The sequence below is a fragment of the Dehalobacter sp. DCA genome (assembly GCF_000305775.1).
GTDB classification, from domain to species: domain Bacteria; phylum Bacillota; class Desulfitobacteriia; order Desulfitobacteriales; family Syntrophobotulaceae; genus Dehalobacter; species Dehalobacter alkaniphilus.
In genome coordinates this window covers 358522-375662 of record NC_018866.1, presented here as the reverse complement: position 1 = coordinate 375662, position 17141 = coordinate 358522, and the positions used below count along the sequence as shown (strand labels likewise).

The following is a 17141-nucleotide window of genomic DNA, read 5'->3' as shown; positions in this document are numbered from 1 at the left end:
TATCTGCGGGCTATAATACCGCTTTTCGGCTATTGGCCCGTAAATCTGCATGCTAGAAACTATGTAAACTATAGATTGCTTTCTAGGTAGTCGAGAGCTTCTTCTATACAGGGGTAGCTGCTGATACCTTCCGCAGCGGCTGCATCCCCGATCATAAGGAAATCGTTTGTTTCGTCTTTCATTGGCAAATCCACAATCGTATTTCCAAATACAATGACTTCCTCACTGCGAATACCAAGGATCTCTTTGACCACAGCAAGGGCCCGACCCTTGCTGTTTTCTTTGGGCATGACCTCTACACAATCATCGTATCGATTGATTTTATACTTATTTCTCTTCACCGGTTCTAGAGCTTGTACTGCCTGATACAATAAATTAACCGTGGAAAAATCCTTAGGTGTGGCAGTCAGCATCGTCTGATTGGGCTGGAACCAGAGATCCGGAAATTTTTTCAGAAGGTCTTGCTTCATTACCTCACCTACCTGGTGCGGGATAGCTTCAAGCTTTTTCTCCCATTTACGCAGCGGCTCAAAAATAACGCCGCCGTTTTCTCCCGCAACCAAAGGTTGACAGATTCCAATTCCCCTGGCCAATCCTGCCAGATAGGAAGTCGTCCGACCGGAAATAAAAACAATTCTGATCCCCTGACGTTCCAGCGATCTTAATTTACAGGCTACCTGGGCAGTAATCGGATCGTCCGTCGGTGCCAGGGTGCCGTCAATATCAAATACAGCAAGCTTGATTTCTATGCTAATCCCCTCCTTGATAGTCGAACACTTTCTAATACACCAAAGAACTGACCGTATAGTTGTATCCCGAAGGAGATTTTCTAATTCAATATTTATTTTTATTAACCAATTATTTGACTTCTCTTCATATTCGCCAATATGTAGCCTTCAAATATTTTGTTTGCTGTTCTCCTTAAAAAGAAAAGACACCTTGGGTTCAACCATCCATTTAAACAAAGTTCTGATTCCGTTCAAGGCCAGGATGATTGCCAGCGCTGCCCCAAGTATTATTACCAACGCTCGCTGCGGTCCTGTCTGCAAAATCTGATAAAACCCGTATGCAACAAGGGCCTTTACGATCAATCCATGAAGCAGATACGTATACATCGTATTGCGCCCCAACGTTGAAACCAGAGGAATCTTCCTGCCAGGCACCAGCAGCAGCAGGCTCAGACCTAAAACTGCAGCCAGCAGGTAAATACCTGCGCGGTATATACCTGCAAACCATTCCGTATCGCCTAGCGCCTGATAAGATGCGCTTCCATAAAACCATGAAATGGTATAATTCTGACCAAAATAACAGAAGGTCAGAAAAGCCAGCAGCATAACACCGACAGCAGCGAAGCGCCAATTTCTCGTCAACAGCTTTTCCAGATGCTTTTTCTCAAAATAAAAGCCTGCCAGGAAAAACGGAAAGAAAACAACAATCCGCGACAGACTCGCGTAGTAACCCAGCTCACCCGTATATCCGGCAATAAGGCCGAAAAGAAATGTAACAGGCAGCGCATATCTGATCCTGACCACATAAGGCAGTGCCGCTTTCCAAATAATCATGCTGAATAAAAACCACATCATCCAGTACGGTGTAAAAAAAGTAAAATGCAGGCTTTCCTTATGGAAAATCCAAAAGTCAAAAACGGAATAGATCATTTCGAAAATAACATAGGGTATTACCAGCTTGCTGATAATTTTTATCTCATATTTCGGATCATCAATATTCTTGGCAAAATAGCCGGAAATAAAAACAAACAACGGCATATGAAACGAATAAATGAACGCATAAATGGATTTGAAGATTGGAATATAAATGAGCGGTTCAATCATATGACCGACAACCACCAAAACAATCAGCACGAATTTCAGGTTGTCGAAGTACGGATCTCTTTGATTCATCCTCTGTGCCTGTTCCTTTCTTAGCCTAATGTTTAACCCAATTTCATATGTTCTGATTATATCATTCATTTTTCTAATAATCTCAGAATTTTTGATAAATGAATCGTTTTATGTATGACTTAATAAAACCTAACAAGGTAGGGCTACGCAATATATAAGCCGCTTCCGGCATGTTGCGCCCTCCTTGGCGCAAACAGCCGCGCTGCGCAATCCATGCTCCGCTTACGCTGGTTATATATTGCATAGCCTAATCTCTGGCTTTTATTAGCAGATTTTTTTAGTTACTTTCTGCCGGGAGCCCATATTCTGGGTGATTTTGCAGCTGTACTGGTTCCATGTATGGTCACATTAATTGTTTGGGTATCAATGCCGAAGATTTTTATAAATACGCAATCATAGGTATCTGTAAGATTAATATCCAATTCGTAATTTCGTTCTGTTTCCGTCAGTTTTGTCTGATAATAATCTACGTTTACCTGGCCTTCATCCAGTCCATTTAATACTGCATAGGTGTCAGCAATATCATTTAGCGTTGCTTCAGGATTTTCTGAATGATCGATCGCCAATGTTTCATTAAAACGCGCATCTCTGATTATTTGTCCAACCTCAAACAGGTGTAAACGATTTAAGTACATCCCGCCAATATCCACAACAAGTCCTGTAAATCCAAACAATACAATTAACAGGACAGCAAATAGAATTGTGATATTTCCATCTTCATTTTTTAACAGTTTACGCATCGGCAAGCAAACGCTTTTAGGCATATTGCCACCCACCTACTTTCTGACCTAACACGCTTAATTTGCTAACCTTCTTTTGTCATAATCAGTCGATTTTTTTCAAGGTTTTTCGTAAATGTCAGCTGTTCTCCGAATATCACTTTTCCTACCGGAGTCAACGGTTCAACTGTATAAACTAAACTGGCTGTGATCTGCGCAAATCTCCATTTTTTTGTATTTTGATCTGTACCGCCGCCACTTTTGGGCGTGTAGTAGTCTTTCTTTTCAGTCCAACATTTTAACTTGGCATCACTCACAGACAATGCTTCCTCATCAACCAGCGCCGATGTCTTTTTCATTGCCTCTTTTATTGCTTTTTTGGCAGATTCTCCACTGATTGTTTGGGAATAATCACTATCATAGCTTATACTCATTGTCCAAGACGCATTGCGATAAGCATAATCAAAAGTAAGATACTTATTCATCATCCACCCTAAATCTATCACAGCAAACGTTAACATTAGAAATAAAGGAAGTACCAGGGCAAATTCAACAAGTGCCTGTCCATTTTTATTTTTTAGCACCCGCATCAAATTGAACACCCTTCCCTTCAAACGTATCTGTTCCATATCTCTAACCATCCTCAGGATACCCCTCTAAAAACACCTGTGAAGTAAATGTTGACAATACCCTAAATTCATCACCAAAAAACAATTTTGACTGCGGCATGAGCACCGGTACGTCATATTCCAAGGTTACTGTCGCGTTAAAATAGGTATAATAGCTTGGTAATTCTTGAAATCGAGATCCTTTGTTCGCATGATACGTATAATTTTTTCGTTTTGTTTCTCCAGCTTTGGCCTCAATGGTTAACTGATCAAAATCCAATCTGTCTGTATAATCACTAATGGAATTTTTAATTTGTTGATTGATATTTGTCTTACTGGTAACTTGCCGGATTCCCTCATTTGCTGCACTCTGTACCAATACTTGCGCATCGACAATTCGTCCGGCATCCAGAATAAAACCAAGAAACAGCAGTAAAATAGGTAAAACCAGTGCAAATTCCACCATAGCCTGACCTTTTTTGCATCCCCGTATTTTTCTTAAACTTATAAATTCTCTGATCTTCATATTTTACCGCCCAGCATCAATATAATCAGCTTCTGCCATATGCTGCCATTTGTTAAGCCTTGCTCTATTTTTACAATATATTTACGTTTAGTTTACAATCATTTTACATTTGGTTTTATATGGATTCTATCTGTAAAAACTCAGACCCTCAAGAGGAAATTTGTCGAAATGATGTCTTCTGCAAGAAATTGATACTTTCGGACTATTTTTGTTTCCCAATAGTACTAGTAGATTGATCCACGCGTTCTCAGCACCTGCATATTTTGCGTAAAAAAAAGGCCCCTGAGGGTCTCTCGTACCTTATCAACACTAATTCATATAAACCTCCGAGAAAAATTTTTGTATCATAAAGGCGAAGAAATGAGCAATACCGGCAAATTTACCTGATAATTTTCTATACGGTAACCGGCTTTAATACAGCCCCAGCATCCTTCCAGGAAACCTGCCCGTTGGTGAATTCATCCAGCCAGCTGATAAAAGTATCCTGATCTCCATCCCGGATATATACTTCAAGATCAATTTCTTCACTAAACTTTTCATTGCCGCTTTCTATGCCCTTTTGCTTCAGGCCGTACCGGATCTGTTCAAACCAGGAGTACGGAATCCGGAGTACATAGATCCGGTGCGGAACGAGCTGGGCAATCGCTGTGTTCTCCAATGCGAGGCGGGCTGTCCCGCCATAGGCTCTTGTAAGTCCACCGGTACCAAGCAGGATCCCGCCAAAATAACGCACAACAATGATCTGGATGTTCCAGAGCTGCCGGTGCTGGAGCAGCTCCATGACAGGCCTTCCCCCTGTACCCTGCGGTTCGCCGTCATCTGAGGCTTTCTCAATCCTGCCTTCGTGAATACGGTAAGCGTAGACATAATGGCGGGCATTCGGAAGGGCTTCCCGGATTTCCTTGATATTTTTTTCAGCTTCGGCCGTGCTTTCAATATATTTGACCAAAGCGATAAACCTTGATTTCTCAATGACTTTTTCGGCCTCTGTCTCTCTCTCAATTATTTTAAATGTTTCCACTTCTCGTCCCCACCATTAACTTAATTATAGTTTCAGTCAGCGCCTATGTTCTAATATTAACATAGATTTCAACTTATATCCTTTAATATCCTTTAACTCCTTTTTTACACTAGGACCGAACATAAAAAAGCCAGGATCTTCTCCTGGCTTACAGTTGATTCTATATTTCCCCCTGCCGATAGGTACTGGCAAACTTCCGGGTAGCACGGATCATTTATTTTAAAAGACTGACAGCAAAATGACATAAGCAAAAATCATTTCCTGTCCGATATCCCAATTCATTCCCATTGCGGGGTCCTTGTCTGCGAGTTCCGGATGCTCTTTAAGGATATCACTCCAAGAGATCAACAATTGTTCTTCCATCGTGAGGCACCTCCTATTTAATAAATACCATACTCCATGACGAATTTATTTACGGCGATAATGTTCTCCGCCTTACCATCCTGCGGCGCAAGAAGCTCCTTATCAGTAGCAAAAATGTAGCCGCCGCCTTCCATTCCGTCCATTATTTCTTTTGCTTTGGCGATACATTCCTGCTTGGTCCCATATTGCAGCAGGGTCGCAGGAAAAAGTCCAATGACACATAAAGTGTCTGTTAGTTTTTGTTTAAGTTCCTTGGGATCGCCGTGTTCAAACCAGCCCCCTGATTTCTTAGCTGGAAGCTCTTGAAGATGATTGTAATAACGCGACCAATCACCTTCGTAAAACGGTATCACATAGACATTATGGGCAGCGAAAAATTCCATGATCATTTTAAATGATGGCCAGTAAAACTTATCAAAATCCGCTGTTTTAAGCATTGGAGGCAAATGCAGCGGCATAAGAAGAACTTTGGGGTTTGGTTTCGGCGGTCCCATGTGCACCTGACCCATGCCAAACCTGATCATCAACGGCGTAAGCGCCTGAATAGCCTCAGCGAATTCGGCCGGACGGCGGCGGATATCCATGAACGCGCCTTTAATTCCCCGGAAGAAATCGGCAATCCAATCCAATGGGTGTAAAAGAAGGCCGTCAACCAGCAAGGGCATTCCGTATTGCGCGGCAAGCGTGCCCTCAACGGCTCCCTTCTGGGCCCCAAACATTCCAAAGTTCATGGCACCTTTGGCAAATGCTAAATCCTTCATCGGGGAATTTTTAGCCAGTTCGGTATATTTTCGCGGCAGAACCTTTTCTACAAAAAACTTGAACGGATCTTTGGTAAGTTCGGGATATTCATCATCTTTCATTATTTGGGCAGACTTGTCGGAATACTGAAGGATATTGCTGTCACTTAAGTAGTGGTATGCACTGCTCCCCAACGCCTGATACATGCCAGCCGGCCTGTTGTAAATCATATGGATCATATCTAATGAAAGCTCATCTGCTACTTTCATTAGGGCTTTACCGCATTTGTCCATGTCCCAATTGGTTTCAGAATCGGTATACCCCGCAAAGTACGAACTCCAAGACCCATAAGTCCCTAACACAGGAACGCGGTCTGCTTGTTCGAGCCTTAAGGTTTTAAAAACACGGTCCAGACGTTCTTGGTATAGATTCGCAGCTTCACTCATTGATCAACCCACCCATCTTTGGCATATTTTTACGCCTTCAGCGGCGTTTGTCGAAAAAGCGTCGGCCCCTATGCTTTTACATACATTCTCATTAACGGGTACTCCGCCGATAATCACCTTGACTGAATTTCTAAGGCCTGCTTCATTAAGCGTATCAACCGTTTCTTTCATACTGTCCAGCGCCAAAGTGAGTACGCCGCTTAATCCGATAATATCAGGGTTAACTTCTTTAACCTTGTCCACGATCTGGTTAACCGGAACATTGATCCCCAGGTCAAGTACCTCAAAACCTGCGGCTTCCACCATGGATCTGAAAATATTTTTGCCGATGTCATGAAGATCTCCGAAAACAGTAGCCAGGACAATTTTCCCGCCTTTTGCGGAGGATCCTGCACTTAAAGCCGGTTGGAGCTTGTCCATAACACTTTGCAGCACTTCCCCGGCGAAGACTAAGTCCCCGATAAAGTACTCGCCCGAATCATAGCGTTCACCTACGAGTGTCATACCTTGCTGACAGGCTTTAACAACTTCTTGAGCTTCGGCGGCGTTGTCGTCTTTGCTTAGTACTTCATCAATCGCCATGTTTAACACGTCTTCGTCCAAATCGGACATCGCTTGAGTCAGGACTTTCAAATCCACCACTTTCAATCATCCTCCCATTAATCTGTGTATACAAGTAACTGTATCAAAAAATACACTTATTAAATTTAATATGAATTAACTATATCAGAATTTTTTTAATGTTCAAAAATATTTAGATCATTAATAACATCACTGTTTTATCAGCGTTACTCAATCAAGTAGCCAAAAGTTGGGCTAATTATTCTCAATTTCTCGCTAAATATCCAGGAGGCGGACGTCCTAGCTTTCGCCAAACACCATCTATTTTTGTGTACAATACAGTAAGCTTAACATCCCCTAAAAAATCCACTGGGTATCCGTTAAGAATGGGATATGCTATTGTAAAGCATATCCCACATATGATTGAAGTATCTTCCCTACGTTGGCATTAATGGCTAATACCTCGCGATATACCGTTTAAAGCCTCTCCAGCCTCATTGATATGAATGTCTTCAATCGCAAGGTCACCTAACGCAATGACCCCAATAATTTGCCCCTTGTTCAGTACAGGAAGACGTTTTACCTGGTATTCAGCCATGGTTTCAGCAACGGTATCGATATCCTGCGTGCCATCGATACAGATTGGATCTGCCGTCATACACTGCTCGGCCGTCACCTGGTTGACATCCTTGTTCGAAGCGATGACTCTCAGAACGATATCCCGATCTGTAATAATTCCCAATACTTTGCCGACCTGAACGACCGGAACAGCACCAATATTTTTATCTCTCATCATTTTAGCGATATCCGTAACTTTAGCTGCTGGGTCCACCCAGCTTACATCCGTTGACATAATATCCATGACCCGCATATAAAAAACACCTCCGTTTTAATATCTCAGCACTAGTTTTTCACTGAAACGAATGAATTATGTCAGTAAATAATCCCTTCGTAAAACGTTGATTTTAATTAAAGAGAAATGATTATCTGTATTATCTTTTGCTGAAAAAATAGAATTATCCTCGGTGTTGACCCGGGGATAATTCTATTACGTTATTTACTGCTATAATTGTTGTTTGTTAATTTAATTCTTTATTTTAATTCTATTTGTTTGATTCATTTTGATTTTCGGCCATACACGATCGCCACAACACCGCCGACAAGATTTTTATATCCCGTATCCTGAAGTCCGCATTCAGCAAAGATCTGGGCGAGCTGTCGCTGAGATTCAAATTCACAGGCCGAATCAAAAAGATACGTGTATTCTTTTTGTTTTCCGCCGTGAATTTTTCCCAGCCACGGAACGATCTTCTCAAAATACAGCCAGTAAAGCTGTTTGAAAACCGGCATAGTCGGTTTTCCCATATCCAGAGATACGACCATCGAACCAGGTTTGACAACACGGATCATTTCCCGGATTCCGCGGCGCAGATCAGGAAGATTCCTGAGTCCCCAGCCAACGGTCGCTCCGTCAAAACTGTTGTCGGTAAAAGGCAAGCTCATCGCATTGCCCTGCAAAAGCTCAATACTCGCTTTGTAACGGTCATTTTCAATATTTTTCCCGCCGACAGCCAGCATTTCCTCTGAAAAATCGACTCCGATGACTCTGCCAGAATCCCCGACGGCGACGGCAATTTCTCTGGTAAGCTTGCCGGTTCCGCAGCACAGGTCAATCATCTTCATTCCGGGTTTAGCCTCGACAATCCTGACTGCTTTGGCCCGCCAGGCGTTATCCATCCCCATACTCATCAGGGAATTCATTAGATCATATTTCCCGGCAATTGCGTTAAACGTTTCCTTGACGTATTCTGATTTATCTTTGCCTGCAAAATCCATTTTCTCTCTCCTTGTACCATCTTGCCCAGTATATGGTCAGTACTATCATATGATAATTAACCCAAATTGTCCAATTTAAGAACTATCTAGAATATCTCACCTGAGAAGCAAATGATCTGATGAAAAGCAAACAGTAATCTAAAACACTATTGCTAATGATTTTCAACTATGGTAGGATAAAACTAATTTAATAGTATGGGGAGCTGGGGATGCTGGCTGAGAGGGATATCACGTATCCGACCCTTAAAACTGATCTGGGTAATGCCAGCGTAGTAATAATAAAAAACTTTAATAACTGCGCTGCCTTTGCAGCGTTTTTTGTTTGTCGGTCATCGTCGATAAGCAGTGTCTTATTATTTACAAAGTCACGGACAGTAATTTATAAAATACGTGAAGGAGAAATGTATTTTGGCGAAGATAACAATGGCCTTTCAGGTCATTCCAAAAGTGGAGGAATCCAGAATCTATCCGGTTGTTGATGAAGCAATCAAAGTTGTCGCCCAAAGCGGCCTTCCCTACGAAGTCGGTCCGATGGAAACAGCACTTGAAGGAGAGCCCGATGAAATCTGGCAGGTCATCAAAGATGCTATGGAGGCTTGTATCAAAGCCGGGGCTTCCAGAGTAATGACCAATGTAAAAATTGACTATGTACCCCAGGGTTCCACGATCAATGAAAAAATTGCCAAGTACCGCTGAAAAGAAGGGATTCCCATTGCTGAAAAACAATAGCCGGAGATTCCGACCACCGGCTGTATTGCTGAGGTATGCCCCTGCCCTTTTCTTTTTGGTTGTGCTGCTGGCAGTCTGGCAGCTTACGGTAAATTACTTCAGCATCCCCCGCTGGCTTCTTCCCTCTCCTTCTCAGATCGGGAAAGCTCTCTGGAATACGAAGGACATGATCTGGGGCCATACCAAAGCAACGATCATTGAGACGACGTTGGGCTTAGGGCTCGCTGTTGCTCTGGGCATGACGGTCAGCACACTGATGACGCTGTTTCCGCTGTCCCGGCGGGTGTTTTATCCATTTCTGATCATTTCCCAGACGATCCCCTTGATAGCGGTCGCACCGCTGCTGTTGCTCTGGCTGGGGTATGGGGTACTGCCTAAAATCTTGATTGTCGTTCTGGTCTGTTTTTTTCCGATCGCGATCAGTTTGCTTGAAGGCCTTGAATTAAGCGATTTGGATCTTCTGCATCTGCTGCAAAGCATGGGCGCATCCAAATGGCAGGTATTCTCCCTAATCCGTTGGCCTCACGCTATGCCTGCACTGTTTTCAGGCTTGAAGATTGCTGCTGCCTACAGTGTCATGACGGCTGTCATCAGTGAATGGCTTGGAGCAAGCCAGGGGCTCGGTGTCTATCTGCTGCGTTCTTCGAATAATTTCCTTACCGACAGAGTATTTGCAGCAATCATTGCAATCACTGCTCTCAGCTTCTTTTATTATGCAATCATTATTATTCTGACCAGGCTAGTGCTTCCCTGGTATTCCCGATACAGGCGGACAAGCTGACCCAGGGACGTATCTTTCGTCCCCTTAAACAAGGAGAAAAAGATACGTTCCTTCGCCCCCCAAAAAATACAAGTGAGGTATAGAAATGAAAACGAAAAAGATATTGGTTACGTTTATTGTGCTCCTTCTGATTCTCACTGTGACTCTTTCGGGTTGCAGCAAACAGGCTGAACAGAACTCCGGCCAGAATAACCAGTCGGTTAAACTAACGCTTATGCTGGACTGGACACCGAATACGAATCATACCGGACTATTTGTTGCTCAGGATAAAGGCTATTTCAAAGACCAGGGACTCGAAGTCAGCATTGTCAACCCATCGAGCCAAGGAACACTCGAGCAGCTTGTTGCAACCGGAAAGGTAGATTTTGGTATCAGTGCACAGGAACAGGTTACATCTGCCCGCCTCAGTGACTTGCCACTTGTCTCTCTGGCAACCATCATTCAGCACAACACCTCTGGTTTTGTCTCGCTGAGAAGCAAGAATATCCTGACAGCCAAGGATTTTGAAGGGAAAACATACGGCGGCTGGGGGTTGCCTTCGGAGACCGCGATCCTTACAGCGCTGATGCAAAAAGAAAATGCCGACTTCAGCAAAATCAACATGGTCAATATCGGGGAAACCGATCAGTTGGCCTCTTTGAATAGCAATATTGATCTGACCTGGATTTTCTATGGTTGGACAGGTATCCAGGCTGAAATCAGAGGACAGGAACTTAATATGATCTGGCTGAAAGATATCGACCCTGCCCTCGATTATTACACACCGGTCATTGTCTCGAACGAGAAAATGATTCAGAGTAACCCCGATACTGTCCGCAAAATGATGCAGGCAATCAGTGCCGGCTACGAATTTGCAATTGAAAATCCGGAAGAATCAGCTAAAATCTTGATCAAATATGCTCCTGAATCCGATCCGGAAATGATCAAACGCAGCCAGGCCTGGCTGAGCCCGCAGTACGAAGCCGATGCGAAACAATGGGGTGTCCAGAAAGCAACTGTCTGGGAAAACTACAGCAAGTGGCTCTATGACAATAAGCTCGTCACCAAAATGATGGATTCATCCAAAGCTTTTACCAATGACTTTCTTCCGACCAGATAACGGAGGTCAGACGCCTTGACACTTGCCTTAAAAAACCTTTCGAAAACCTATATCGAAAACGGTCAGTCCATGGAGATTTTCCGGGATTTGAATCTGACCATTGAGAGCGGTTCTTTCGTCTCCCTGATCGGGCCTTCCGGTTCCGGCAAGAGTACGCTGTGCAATCTTATCGCCGGTATTGAAAAGCCCGACCAGGGGCAAATCCTTCTCGATGACCAAGAAATCACCGGAATGCCAGGACATGTCGGCTACATGTTTCAAAAAGACCTGCTTCTTCCGTGGCGGACTCTTCGGGAAAATGTAACGCTGGGCTGCGATCTCATACGCCAGGATAAAAAAATCTCTTCAGTCGAGGCCATCAAGGGTTTGGAACATTTTGGACTGCTCGATTTTGCCGATTACTATCCTCATCAGCTTTCCGGCGGCATGAAACAGCGCGGCGCCCTGCTCCGAACCATCCTATTCGGACAGTCCACGCTACTTTTGGATGAGCCTTTCGGGGCGCTTGATGCCCTGACCCGCAGAGAAATGCAGCTTTGGCTGCTGTCAATCTGGATTGAAACCAAGCATACCGTGCTCTTTATTACCCATGATATTGAAGAAGCAATCCTGCTTTCGGATAAAATTTTTGTACTCAGCAAATACCCGGCAAAAATTGTCGAGGTCATCGACGTTCCGTTTCCCCGGCCGCGTGATCCGGAGCTGATTTTTTCTTCCGGGATATTGCCTTTGAAGACAAAACTGTTTCACTTGCTGGGAACTTGATATTCAAAGAACGTTTGAAGATGTTTCAATACCTGAAAAACTTTTTCGAAATCTCGCTGGGTTCTTTTACCCTTTGGCGCGATATGTTAAAATAGGGTAAGCATTTTTTCCCAGGGAGGATAAGACTAATGTATGAACTAAAAAATTTTAGTGAAGTCATTGTGAAGAAAACACTGGAAGATTATCTGCCCGTCGCCAATATCCCTTGCAAATGCGAACGGTGTCAGGCCGACATAATGGCTTTTGTACTGAACCGCTTCCCTCCGAGATATTATGTTTCCTTAAAAGGCGAAGTCATGACGCACTTTGAATCACAAATGTTTCCGGACAAAGCCCGAGTTTTGGCAGAAGTCGTTGGCGCTGCCCAGATAGTTGCTTCTTTCCCGTCCCATCCGCTTGACCAGAAAGAAGAATAAACCCGCATGGGAATAATGACAGTTACGAAGGCGCTTCAAATGATATGAGGCGTCTTTACTTTTGTATGGATGGTTGTAGCTATCCGCTGAATGATTTCCAATCTTGGATTTGATTATCGCTATTTACTCTGTTACAATGATTGCGACTTCAAAATAAAAGCAGGTGATCAGCGTGATTTCCGAGTATCAGGGACTAAAACTCGACCAATTTCAAATGGATGCGATTGAAGCAATCAATCACGGGCATTCCGTCATTGTCTCAGCCCCTACCGGGACAGGAAAAACAATGGTAGCAGATTATCTGGTCGAGAAATCGATCCGCGAAGGCCAACGGATCATCTATACCGCGCCTATCAAAGCCTTAAGCAATCAGAAGTTTAAAGACTTTTCCCGGCAATTTGGCAGCAAGACCATTGGAATCATGACCGGGGATGTTGTGATCAATCCTGGCGCCCCGCTACTGATCATGACGACAGAGATCTTCCGCAACCAGGTTATCACCAATGATCCGGAACTGGAGCACGTTTCCTATATCATCTTTGACGAAATTCACTGGCTCAATGATGAGGACAGAGGTACAGTCTGGGAAGAATCCATCATTCTCGCTCCGCCAAATATTAAGATTCTGGGCTTAAGTGCGACAATTGCCAATGCTGCGGAACTGAAGGGCTGGATCGAGGCCATCCGCAAAGACACCGTTGTGTTGATCGAGGAACAGCAAAGGATCGTTCCTCTGGAATATTATTATTTTTGTCAGGACACCGGCATCATCGGCTATGATGACCTGATCAGGTTCTATTATCAGAAGCTTAAATCCACGGACAGAACCGATAATTCCCCGCTGTTTAAACCGACGTCACATCTTGACCTGATCAAAACTGTTGATAAACAATATCTTCCTACCCTCTATTTTGTATTCAGTAGAAAGCAATGCGCCGATAAAGCGCATGAACTGGCCAATATCAAAAACTACCTGTCGTCGGAACAAAGCAAAGAAGTGAAAAACATTTTTTTGGAGCATTTTGGTGCTGAAGATACTTGGTCCTCTTCCACGCGCAAGTTATTCAGGGTCTGCCGGAAAGGTATTGCCTATCACCATGCCGGGCTGCTGCCTTTGCAGAAATCCGTCGTAGAGGATCTTTTCCTGGCCAAGACGATCTCAGTTCTGTACTGTACCGAGACCTTCAGTGTCGGGATCAACTATCCTGTCAAGGCCGTCTGCTTTGATTCCCTAAACAAATACGACGGACGCAGTTTCAGGGCTCTGGCAAACCACGAATTTTTTCAGATGTCCGGCAGAGCCGGCCGACGCGGTATTGACGAGATCGGTTATTCCTTTGCGATTGTTGATTTGAATTACTTTGAAAAAGAACCGCCGGTAAAATTTGATATTGCCAAGTTAGAACCTCTGACCAGTCAGTTTCGGCTTTCCTATAATACAGTTTTGAATCTCCTGGCAACATTATCGCCGGAGCAAATCGAAACCTATTTCAAAAAAAGTTTTGCTGCTCATTCCTATATCTTGACCGCACAAAAAACAGAAGAAGAGATTCGTCTTCTGTCCGAGCAATCAGCCCAAGCCAAAGAGAACCTTTGTGAGCATGTCGGGACCTATCGGTGTCCGCTGAATTACTACCCGAAAAAGAAAGAATTGGACAGGCTTCACAAAGCCTATGCCAAATTGGACCCGCGACGCCGCAATAAGATTTTCGGGCGTCAGATGCACCGAAAAATCATGAAATGGGAGAAGATCCTTAAGACTGTTCCCCAGAAATGTACCAGAAAACAAAACGACAGCTGTAAATCCTTCGCCGGAAACTGGATGAACCTCGAAAAAGAAATCACGGACCTCAAGAATCAATTGTTCTCAATGCCGGATTACAACACATTTAATTCCGAATTTGAAAGAAAAAAAGCCCTGCTGCAGCAAATAGGCTATATCGGAAATGACAAGCTTTTGCCGCGTGGGGAGCTCGCCAGATATATTTATGTGCAGGAAATCCTGGTAACCGAATTGATTTACTCAGGAATCATCGAACAGCTGGATGATGACCAGCTGACTGCGCTGATTTCCTGTATTGATTATGAAAGCAAACGTAATGAGTATTTCCAGAAGTTTGACCAAATTGATTTTAAGCCTGTCAGGGAAATCCTGAATTATATTCAGAGCATCTGCGGGCCTGACGCTGTGCGCTTTGAATCCAAGGCGGCCGTCCTTGCGTATTATTGGAGCAAAGGCGCCGCATTAATCGAGCTTCAGCTGCTCTGCACCCTCGATGAAGGAGATATTATCGCGGTCTTAAGGCGGACCATCGATTTACTGCGCCAGATGCGGGAAGCCGTAACAGACCAGTCGTTAAGAGAACGCTTCAGCGTCTGCATCAAGAAACTGGACAGAGATGAGGCTTCGATCCAAGAGTTAAATTAAGCTGCCTTGCCGCTCCGTGCCCTTCGTGGTCGTCAAAAAGAGGAGCCGTTTTAGGGCTCCTTTTGTTGAGTCTGCCATTTCCGACCGGATTAACCTCAGGCAGACTTTTTTAGTTTTGAATCTTTCCTAACCAAACCAATTCTGAAGATTGACTGCCCGACACTCAGGCTCTTACGACCAGCAGTATTCAGCCAAATACCACTCCTGCAAGAAATTGCTCGTTTGCTGCTATTGATGACTCCCGGCCGCTTAAGCACTTCCTGACCGCCTGACATACCTCCTTTCAATCTTCCTGTCCTGACTTGGGCCCTTTTTCTGTTCCAGGCGATCTGGTCGCCAGCCATGACAACGCATTGTCATACGTCATTCAGAAAAAGGCTTTACTCTAACGGTAAAGATATTCTCTGTATTGCTTTGAATTCCTTGGTCAAATAGTTTCATATTGTTTCTAAGTTTGTCGAAACGGAAAGGGCATCTTACTGCCTTGACCTCCTGCAAAATGAGATGGGAAGATTTTAGTCACCTTAGATAATCATCAAGATAAATTTTTTCTTCGCCGGGAATGCGCATTTTAGCAAAACGTCCGTATTGTCCAAGTGGCATGGTCGCATCAATACCCATTTTATCACTTATGGAGTTTGTAGCTGAAGGATCCAGAAGGTTGCCAGGCAGATCGTGAGCGATAATGACATCGCGGCCGGCCTGGGTCCGGGTAGCGATAGCCCATTCGACGTCCCTAGAATCAAAGATATTAATATCCTGATCGACAATAACAATATGCTTGATATCCTGGCTGCTGTTAATGGCAGCGACGATGGCATTTTTCGGTTCGTCCTCAGATTTTTTATCAATCGAAACGACTGCATGGAAACGACAGGAACTTTCGCTCGTAAAACGGACATGTTTGACGTTGGAGACAGTTTTACGCATTGTTTCCAACAAACCACCCTCACGAGGAATCCCGCCAATCAGAAAGTGTTCATTGCTGGCAGGAACAATTGTATGGTAGATTGGGTCCTGCCGGGTCGTTATTGCCGTAAGTTCAATCATTGGTTTGGGATAAGGTGGCGTATATGTTTTGGGAAACTCACCAAAAGGGCCTTCCATATGACGAACATGCGGGAGCATATGGCCTTCAAGGATTTATTTCAGCCTGAGCCGGCACTGCAAGATTTACCGTTTCACATTTTACCAGCGGAAGAGGTTCCCCATACAAGGCGGCTGCAACAGATATTTCGTCATAACCCAAGGGAACTTGTGCTTGAGAGGCTAGCAATGGTATCGGGTCGACTCCGATTACAACGGCGATATCCAACGGGACATTCATCGCTTCAGCTTTTCTGTATATTTGCTGGAGATGTCGGGGGAGCATGAGAATGCCAAGGTGACGGGGAGAAAACATTTGCAGCAGCCGATGAATTGAAACATTTTGTATTCCTGTTTCAGGGTCTTTGGCTATGACTAATCCGGCGGTTATAAAAGCTCCTCCGTCCTTTTCATGATGAATAATAATCGGTAACCCGGTCAGATCAGGACGTAAAATCTTGCTTTTTACCGGGGCCTTCCCAGTAGAAACCATAATACATTTTCCTGGATGTCCTTGTGCCCAGGCAAAATGTTCAGCGAGCTTTTCTTTGCGGACGCCAAGCGCCAAAGCCAAAAGCTCACGGCTATGGGCAATATTGGTTACTACAGGGATATTAGATCCTTTGACATGATTGAACTGAAGCGTATATCGCCCATCTGAAACTTTGGATACGGCTGCCAACTCGTAGCGGCGGTCAACTTCCCTGTTGACATACCGCAAAATTCCTTTCTGTTCTAATAAATGCAGCCAACTGCGCAACGATTTAACGGCCATAATCCACCACCTAACCTATTCTTAGAGATTGATGATCCATCACCATTAGGTATAAACTTTTTAAAAAGATTTGCTCCACTTGATGATGACCTATGGAAATATATGAAGTTTTTTTATGGATATGCAGACTATTCCGGCATCCTGATAGAGAAATGCATCGTGAACAATAAGAAAACAAACAGAAGAAAACAAACAGCTTGTCCCAAATTCATCAACGTTGATGAATTTGGGACAAGCTGTACAGTCTTAGCCGTCCCCTTTATCCTGTTTTTTGACTCTATTTTCTTAACGCCAAGCTCTTCCGGCATACTCAGATAAGCAAGGGCAACCGTTGTTATCC

General features: G+C 43.9%; 20 protein-coding genes and 1 riboswitch. Of the genes, 7 read left to right on the top strand and 13 right to left on the bottom strand.

All coding sequences use genetic code 11. From position 1 onward, the window contains the following. Nucleotides 1–68 precede the first annotated feature (68 nt). From DHBDCA_RS01830 to DHBDCA_RS01785, 11 genes are all read right to left on the bottom strand, one after another. Entirely contained in the window at nt 69–743 is a 675-nt protein-coding gene (locus DHBDCA_RS01830; RefSeq protein WP_256364959.1) for an HAD family hydrolase, read from the bottom strand. A 153-nt stretch (nt 744–896) separates the two neighbouring features. Beyond that, nucleotides 897–1901: an acyltransferase family protein gene (locus DHBDCA_RS01825; protein WP_015042435.1), complete on the bottom strand. Its 1005-nt coding sequence runs from the start codon at nt 1899–1901 to the stop codon at nt 897–899. 281 nt (nt 1902–2182) lie between these two features. Continuing rightward, complete coding sequence (locus DHBDCA_RS01820; RefSeq protein WP_015042434.1) at nt 2183–2665, bottom strand: pilus assembly protein TadG-related protein; 483 nt, start codon at nt 2663–2665, stop codon at nt 2183–2185. Nucleotides 2666–2706: 41 nt separating this feature from the next. Next, complete coding sequence (locus tag DHBDCA_RS01815) at nt 2707–3249, bottom strand: TadE/TadG family type IV pilus assembly protein (protein ID WP_015042433.1); 543 nt, start codon at nt 3247–3249, stop codon at nt 2707–2709. A 4-nt stretch (nt 3250–3253) separates the two neighbouring features. After that, nucleotides 3254–3754, bottom strand: a complete 501-nt coding sequence (locus DHBDCA_RS01810; RefSeq protein ID WP_015042432.1) for a TadE/TadG family type IV pilus assembly protein — start codon at nt 3752–3754, stop codon at nt 3254–3256. 394 nt (nt 3755–4148) lie between these two features. Continuing rightward, nucleotides 4149–4775: a YigZ family protein gene (locus DHBDCA_RS01805; RefSeq protein WP_015042431.1), complete on the bottom strand. Its 627-nt coding sequence runs from the start codon at nt 4773–4775 to the stop codon at nt 4149–4151. Nucleotides 4776–4994: 219 nt separating this feature from the next. After that, nucleotides 4995–5138, bottom strand: a complete 144-nt coding sequence (locus DHBDCA_RS15355; protein WP_015042430.1) for a hypothetical protein — start codon at nt 5136–5138, stop codon at nt 4995–4997. A 17-nt stretch (nt 5139–5155) separates the two neighbouring features. After that, a complete protein-coding gene (locus DHBDCA_RS01800) occupies nt 5156–6325 on the bottom strand; it encodes a uroporphyrinogen decarboxylase family protein (protein ID WP_015045109.1) in 1170 nt (389 codons plus the stop codon). Between the two features lie 3 nt (nt 6326–6328). Next, on the bottom strand, nt 6329–6967 hold the full coding sequence (locus tag DHBDCA_RS01795; RefSeq protein WP_034378538.1) for a cobalamin B12-binding domain-containing protein: 639 nt from the start codon (nt 6965–6967) through the stop codon (nt 6329–6331). A 367-nt stretch (nt 6968–7334) separates the two neighbouring features. Then, on the bottom strand, nt 7335–7757 hold the full coding sequence (locus tag DHBDCA_RS01790; RefSeq protein WP_015042427.1) for a CBS domain-containing protein: 423 nt from the start codon (nt 7755–7757) through the stop codon (nt 7335–7337). 245 nt (nt 7758–8002) lie between these two features. Next, a complete protein-coding gene (locus tag DHBDCA_RS01785) occupies nt 8003–8722 on the bottom strand; it encodes a demethylmenaquinone methyltransferase (RefSeq protein WP_015042426.1) in 720 nt (239 codons plus the stop codon). Between the two features lie 186 nt (nt 8723–8908). Then, a riboswitch (TPP riboswitch) is annotated at nt 8909–9015 on the top strand. Between the two features lie 115 nt (nt 9016–9130). Between DHBDCA_RS01785 and DHBDCA_RS01780 the strand changes: the two genes are divergently transcribed. The 6 genes from DHBDCA_RS01780 (at nt 9131) to DHBDCA_RS01755 (ending at nt 14940) form a co-directional block, all read left to right on the top strand. Next, nucleotides 9131–9418: a thiamine-binding protein gene (locus tag DHBDCA_RS01780; RefSeq protein WP_015042425.1), complete on the top strand. Its 288-nt coding sequence runs from the start codon at nt 9131–9133 to the stop codon at nt 9416–9418. A 16-nt stretch (nt 9419–9434) separates the two neighbouring features. Further along, nucleotides 9435–10232: an ABC transporter permease gene (locus tag DHBDCA_RS01775; protein WP_015042424.1), complete on the top strand. Its 798-nt coding sequence runs from the start codon at nt 9435–9437 to the stop codon at nt 10230–10232. Between the two features lie 85 nt (nt 10233–10317). Then, nucleotides 10318–11331 carry an ABC transporter substrate-binding protein gene (locus DHBDCA_RS01770; protein ID WP_015042423.1) on the top strand — a complete coding sequence of 338 codons (1014 nt, stop codon included), beginning with the start codon at nt 10318–10320 and terminating at the stop codon, nt 11329–11331. 15 nt (nt 11332–11346) lie between these two features. After that, on the top strand, nt 11347–12096 hold the full coding sequence (locus DHBDCA_RS01765) for an ABC transporter ATP-binding protein (RefSeq protein WP_015042422.1): 750 nt from the start codon (nt 11347–11349) through the stop codon (nt 12094–12096). 128 nt (nt 12097–12224) lie between these two features. Next, nucleotides 12225–12512 carry a late competence development ComFB family protein gene (locus DHBDCA_RS01760; RefSeq protein ID WP_015042421.1) on the top strand — a complete coding sequence of 96 codons (288 nt, stop codon included), beginning with the start codon at nt 12225–12227 and terminating at the stop codon, nt 12510–12512. 172 nt (nt 12513–12684) lie between these two features. Then, on the top strand, nt 12685–14940 hold the full coding sequence (locus DHBDCA_RS01755; RefSeq protein WP_015042420.1) for a DEAD/DEAH box helicase: 2256 nt from the start codon (nt 12685–12687) through the stop codon (nt 14938–14940). Between the two features lie 519 nt (nt 14941–15459). Here the strand turns inward: DHBDCA_RS01755 and DHBDCA_RS15865 are convergent. Together DHBDCA_RS15865 and DHBDCA_RS15860 are read right to left on the bottom strand one after the other, a co-directional pair. Next, the gene (locus DHBDCA_RS15865; protein ID WP_015045108.1) at nt 15460–16068 is read right to left on the bottom strand and encodes a UbiD family decarboxylase domain-containing protein; all 609 of its coding nucleotides are present in this window, start codon (nt 16066–16068) and stop codon (nt 15460–15462) included. A gap of 7 nt (nt 16069–16075) precedes the next feature. Further along, nucleotides 16076–16801, bottom strand: a complete 726-nt coding sequence (locus DHBDCA_RS15860; protein ID WP_015042416.1) for a UbiD family decarboxylase — start codon at nt 16799–16801, stop codon at nt 16076–16078. Between the two features lie 102 nt (nt 16802–16903). On the opposite strand from DHBDCA_RS15860, the gene DHBDCA_RS01735 reads away from it, so the two are divergent. Then, on the top strand, nt 16904–17119 hold the full coding sequence (locus DHBDCA_RS01735) for a hypothetical protein (protein WP_015042415.1): 216 nt from the start codon (nt 16904–16906) through the stop codon (nt 17117–17119). The last annotated feature ends 22 nt before the right edge of the window (nt 17120–17141 follow it).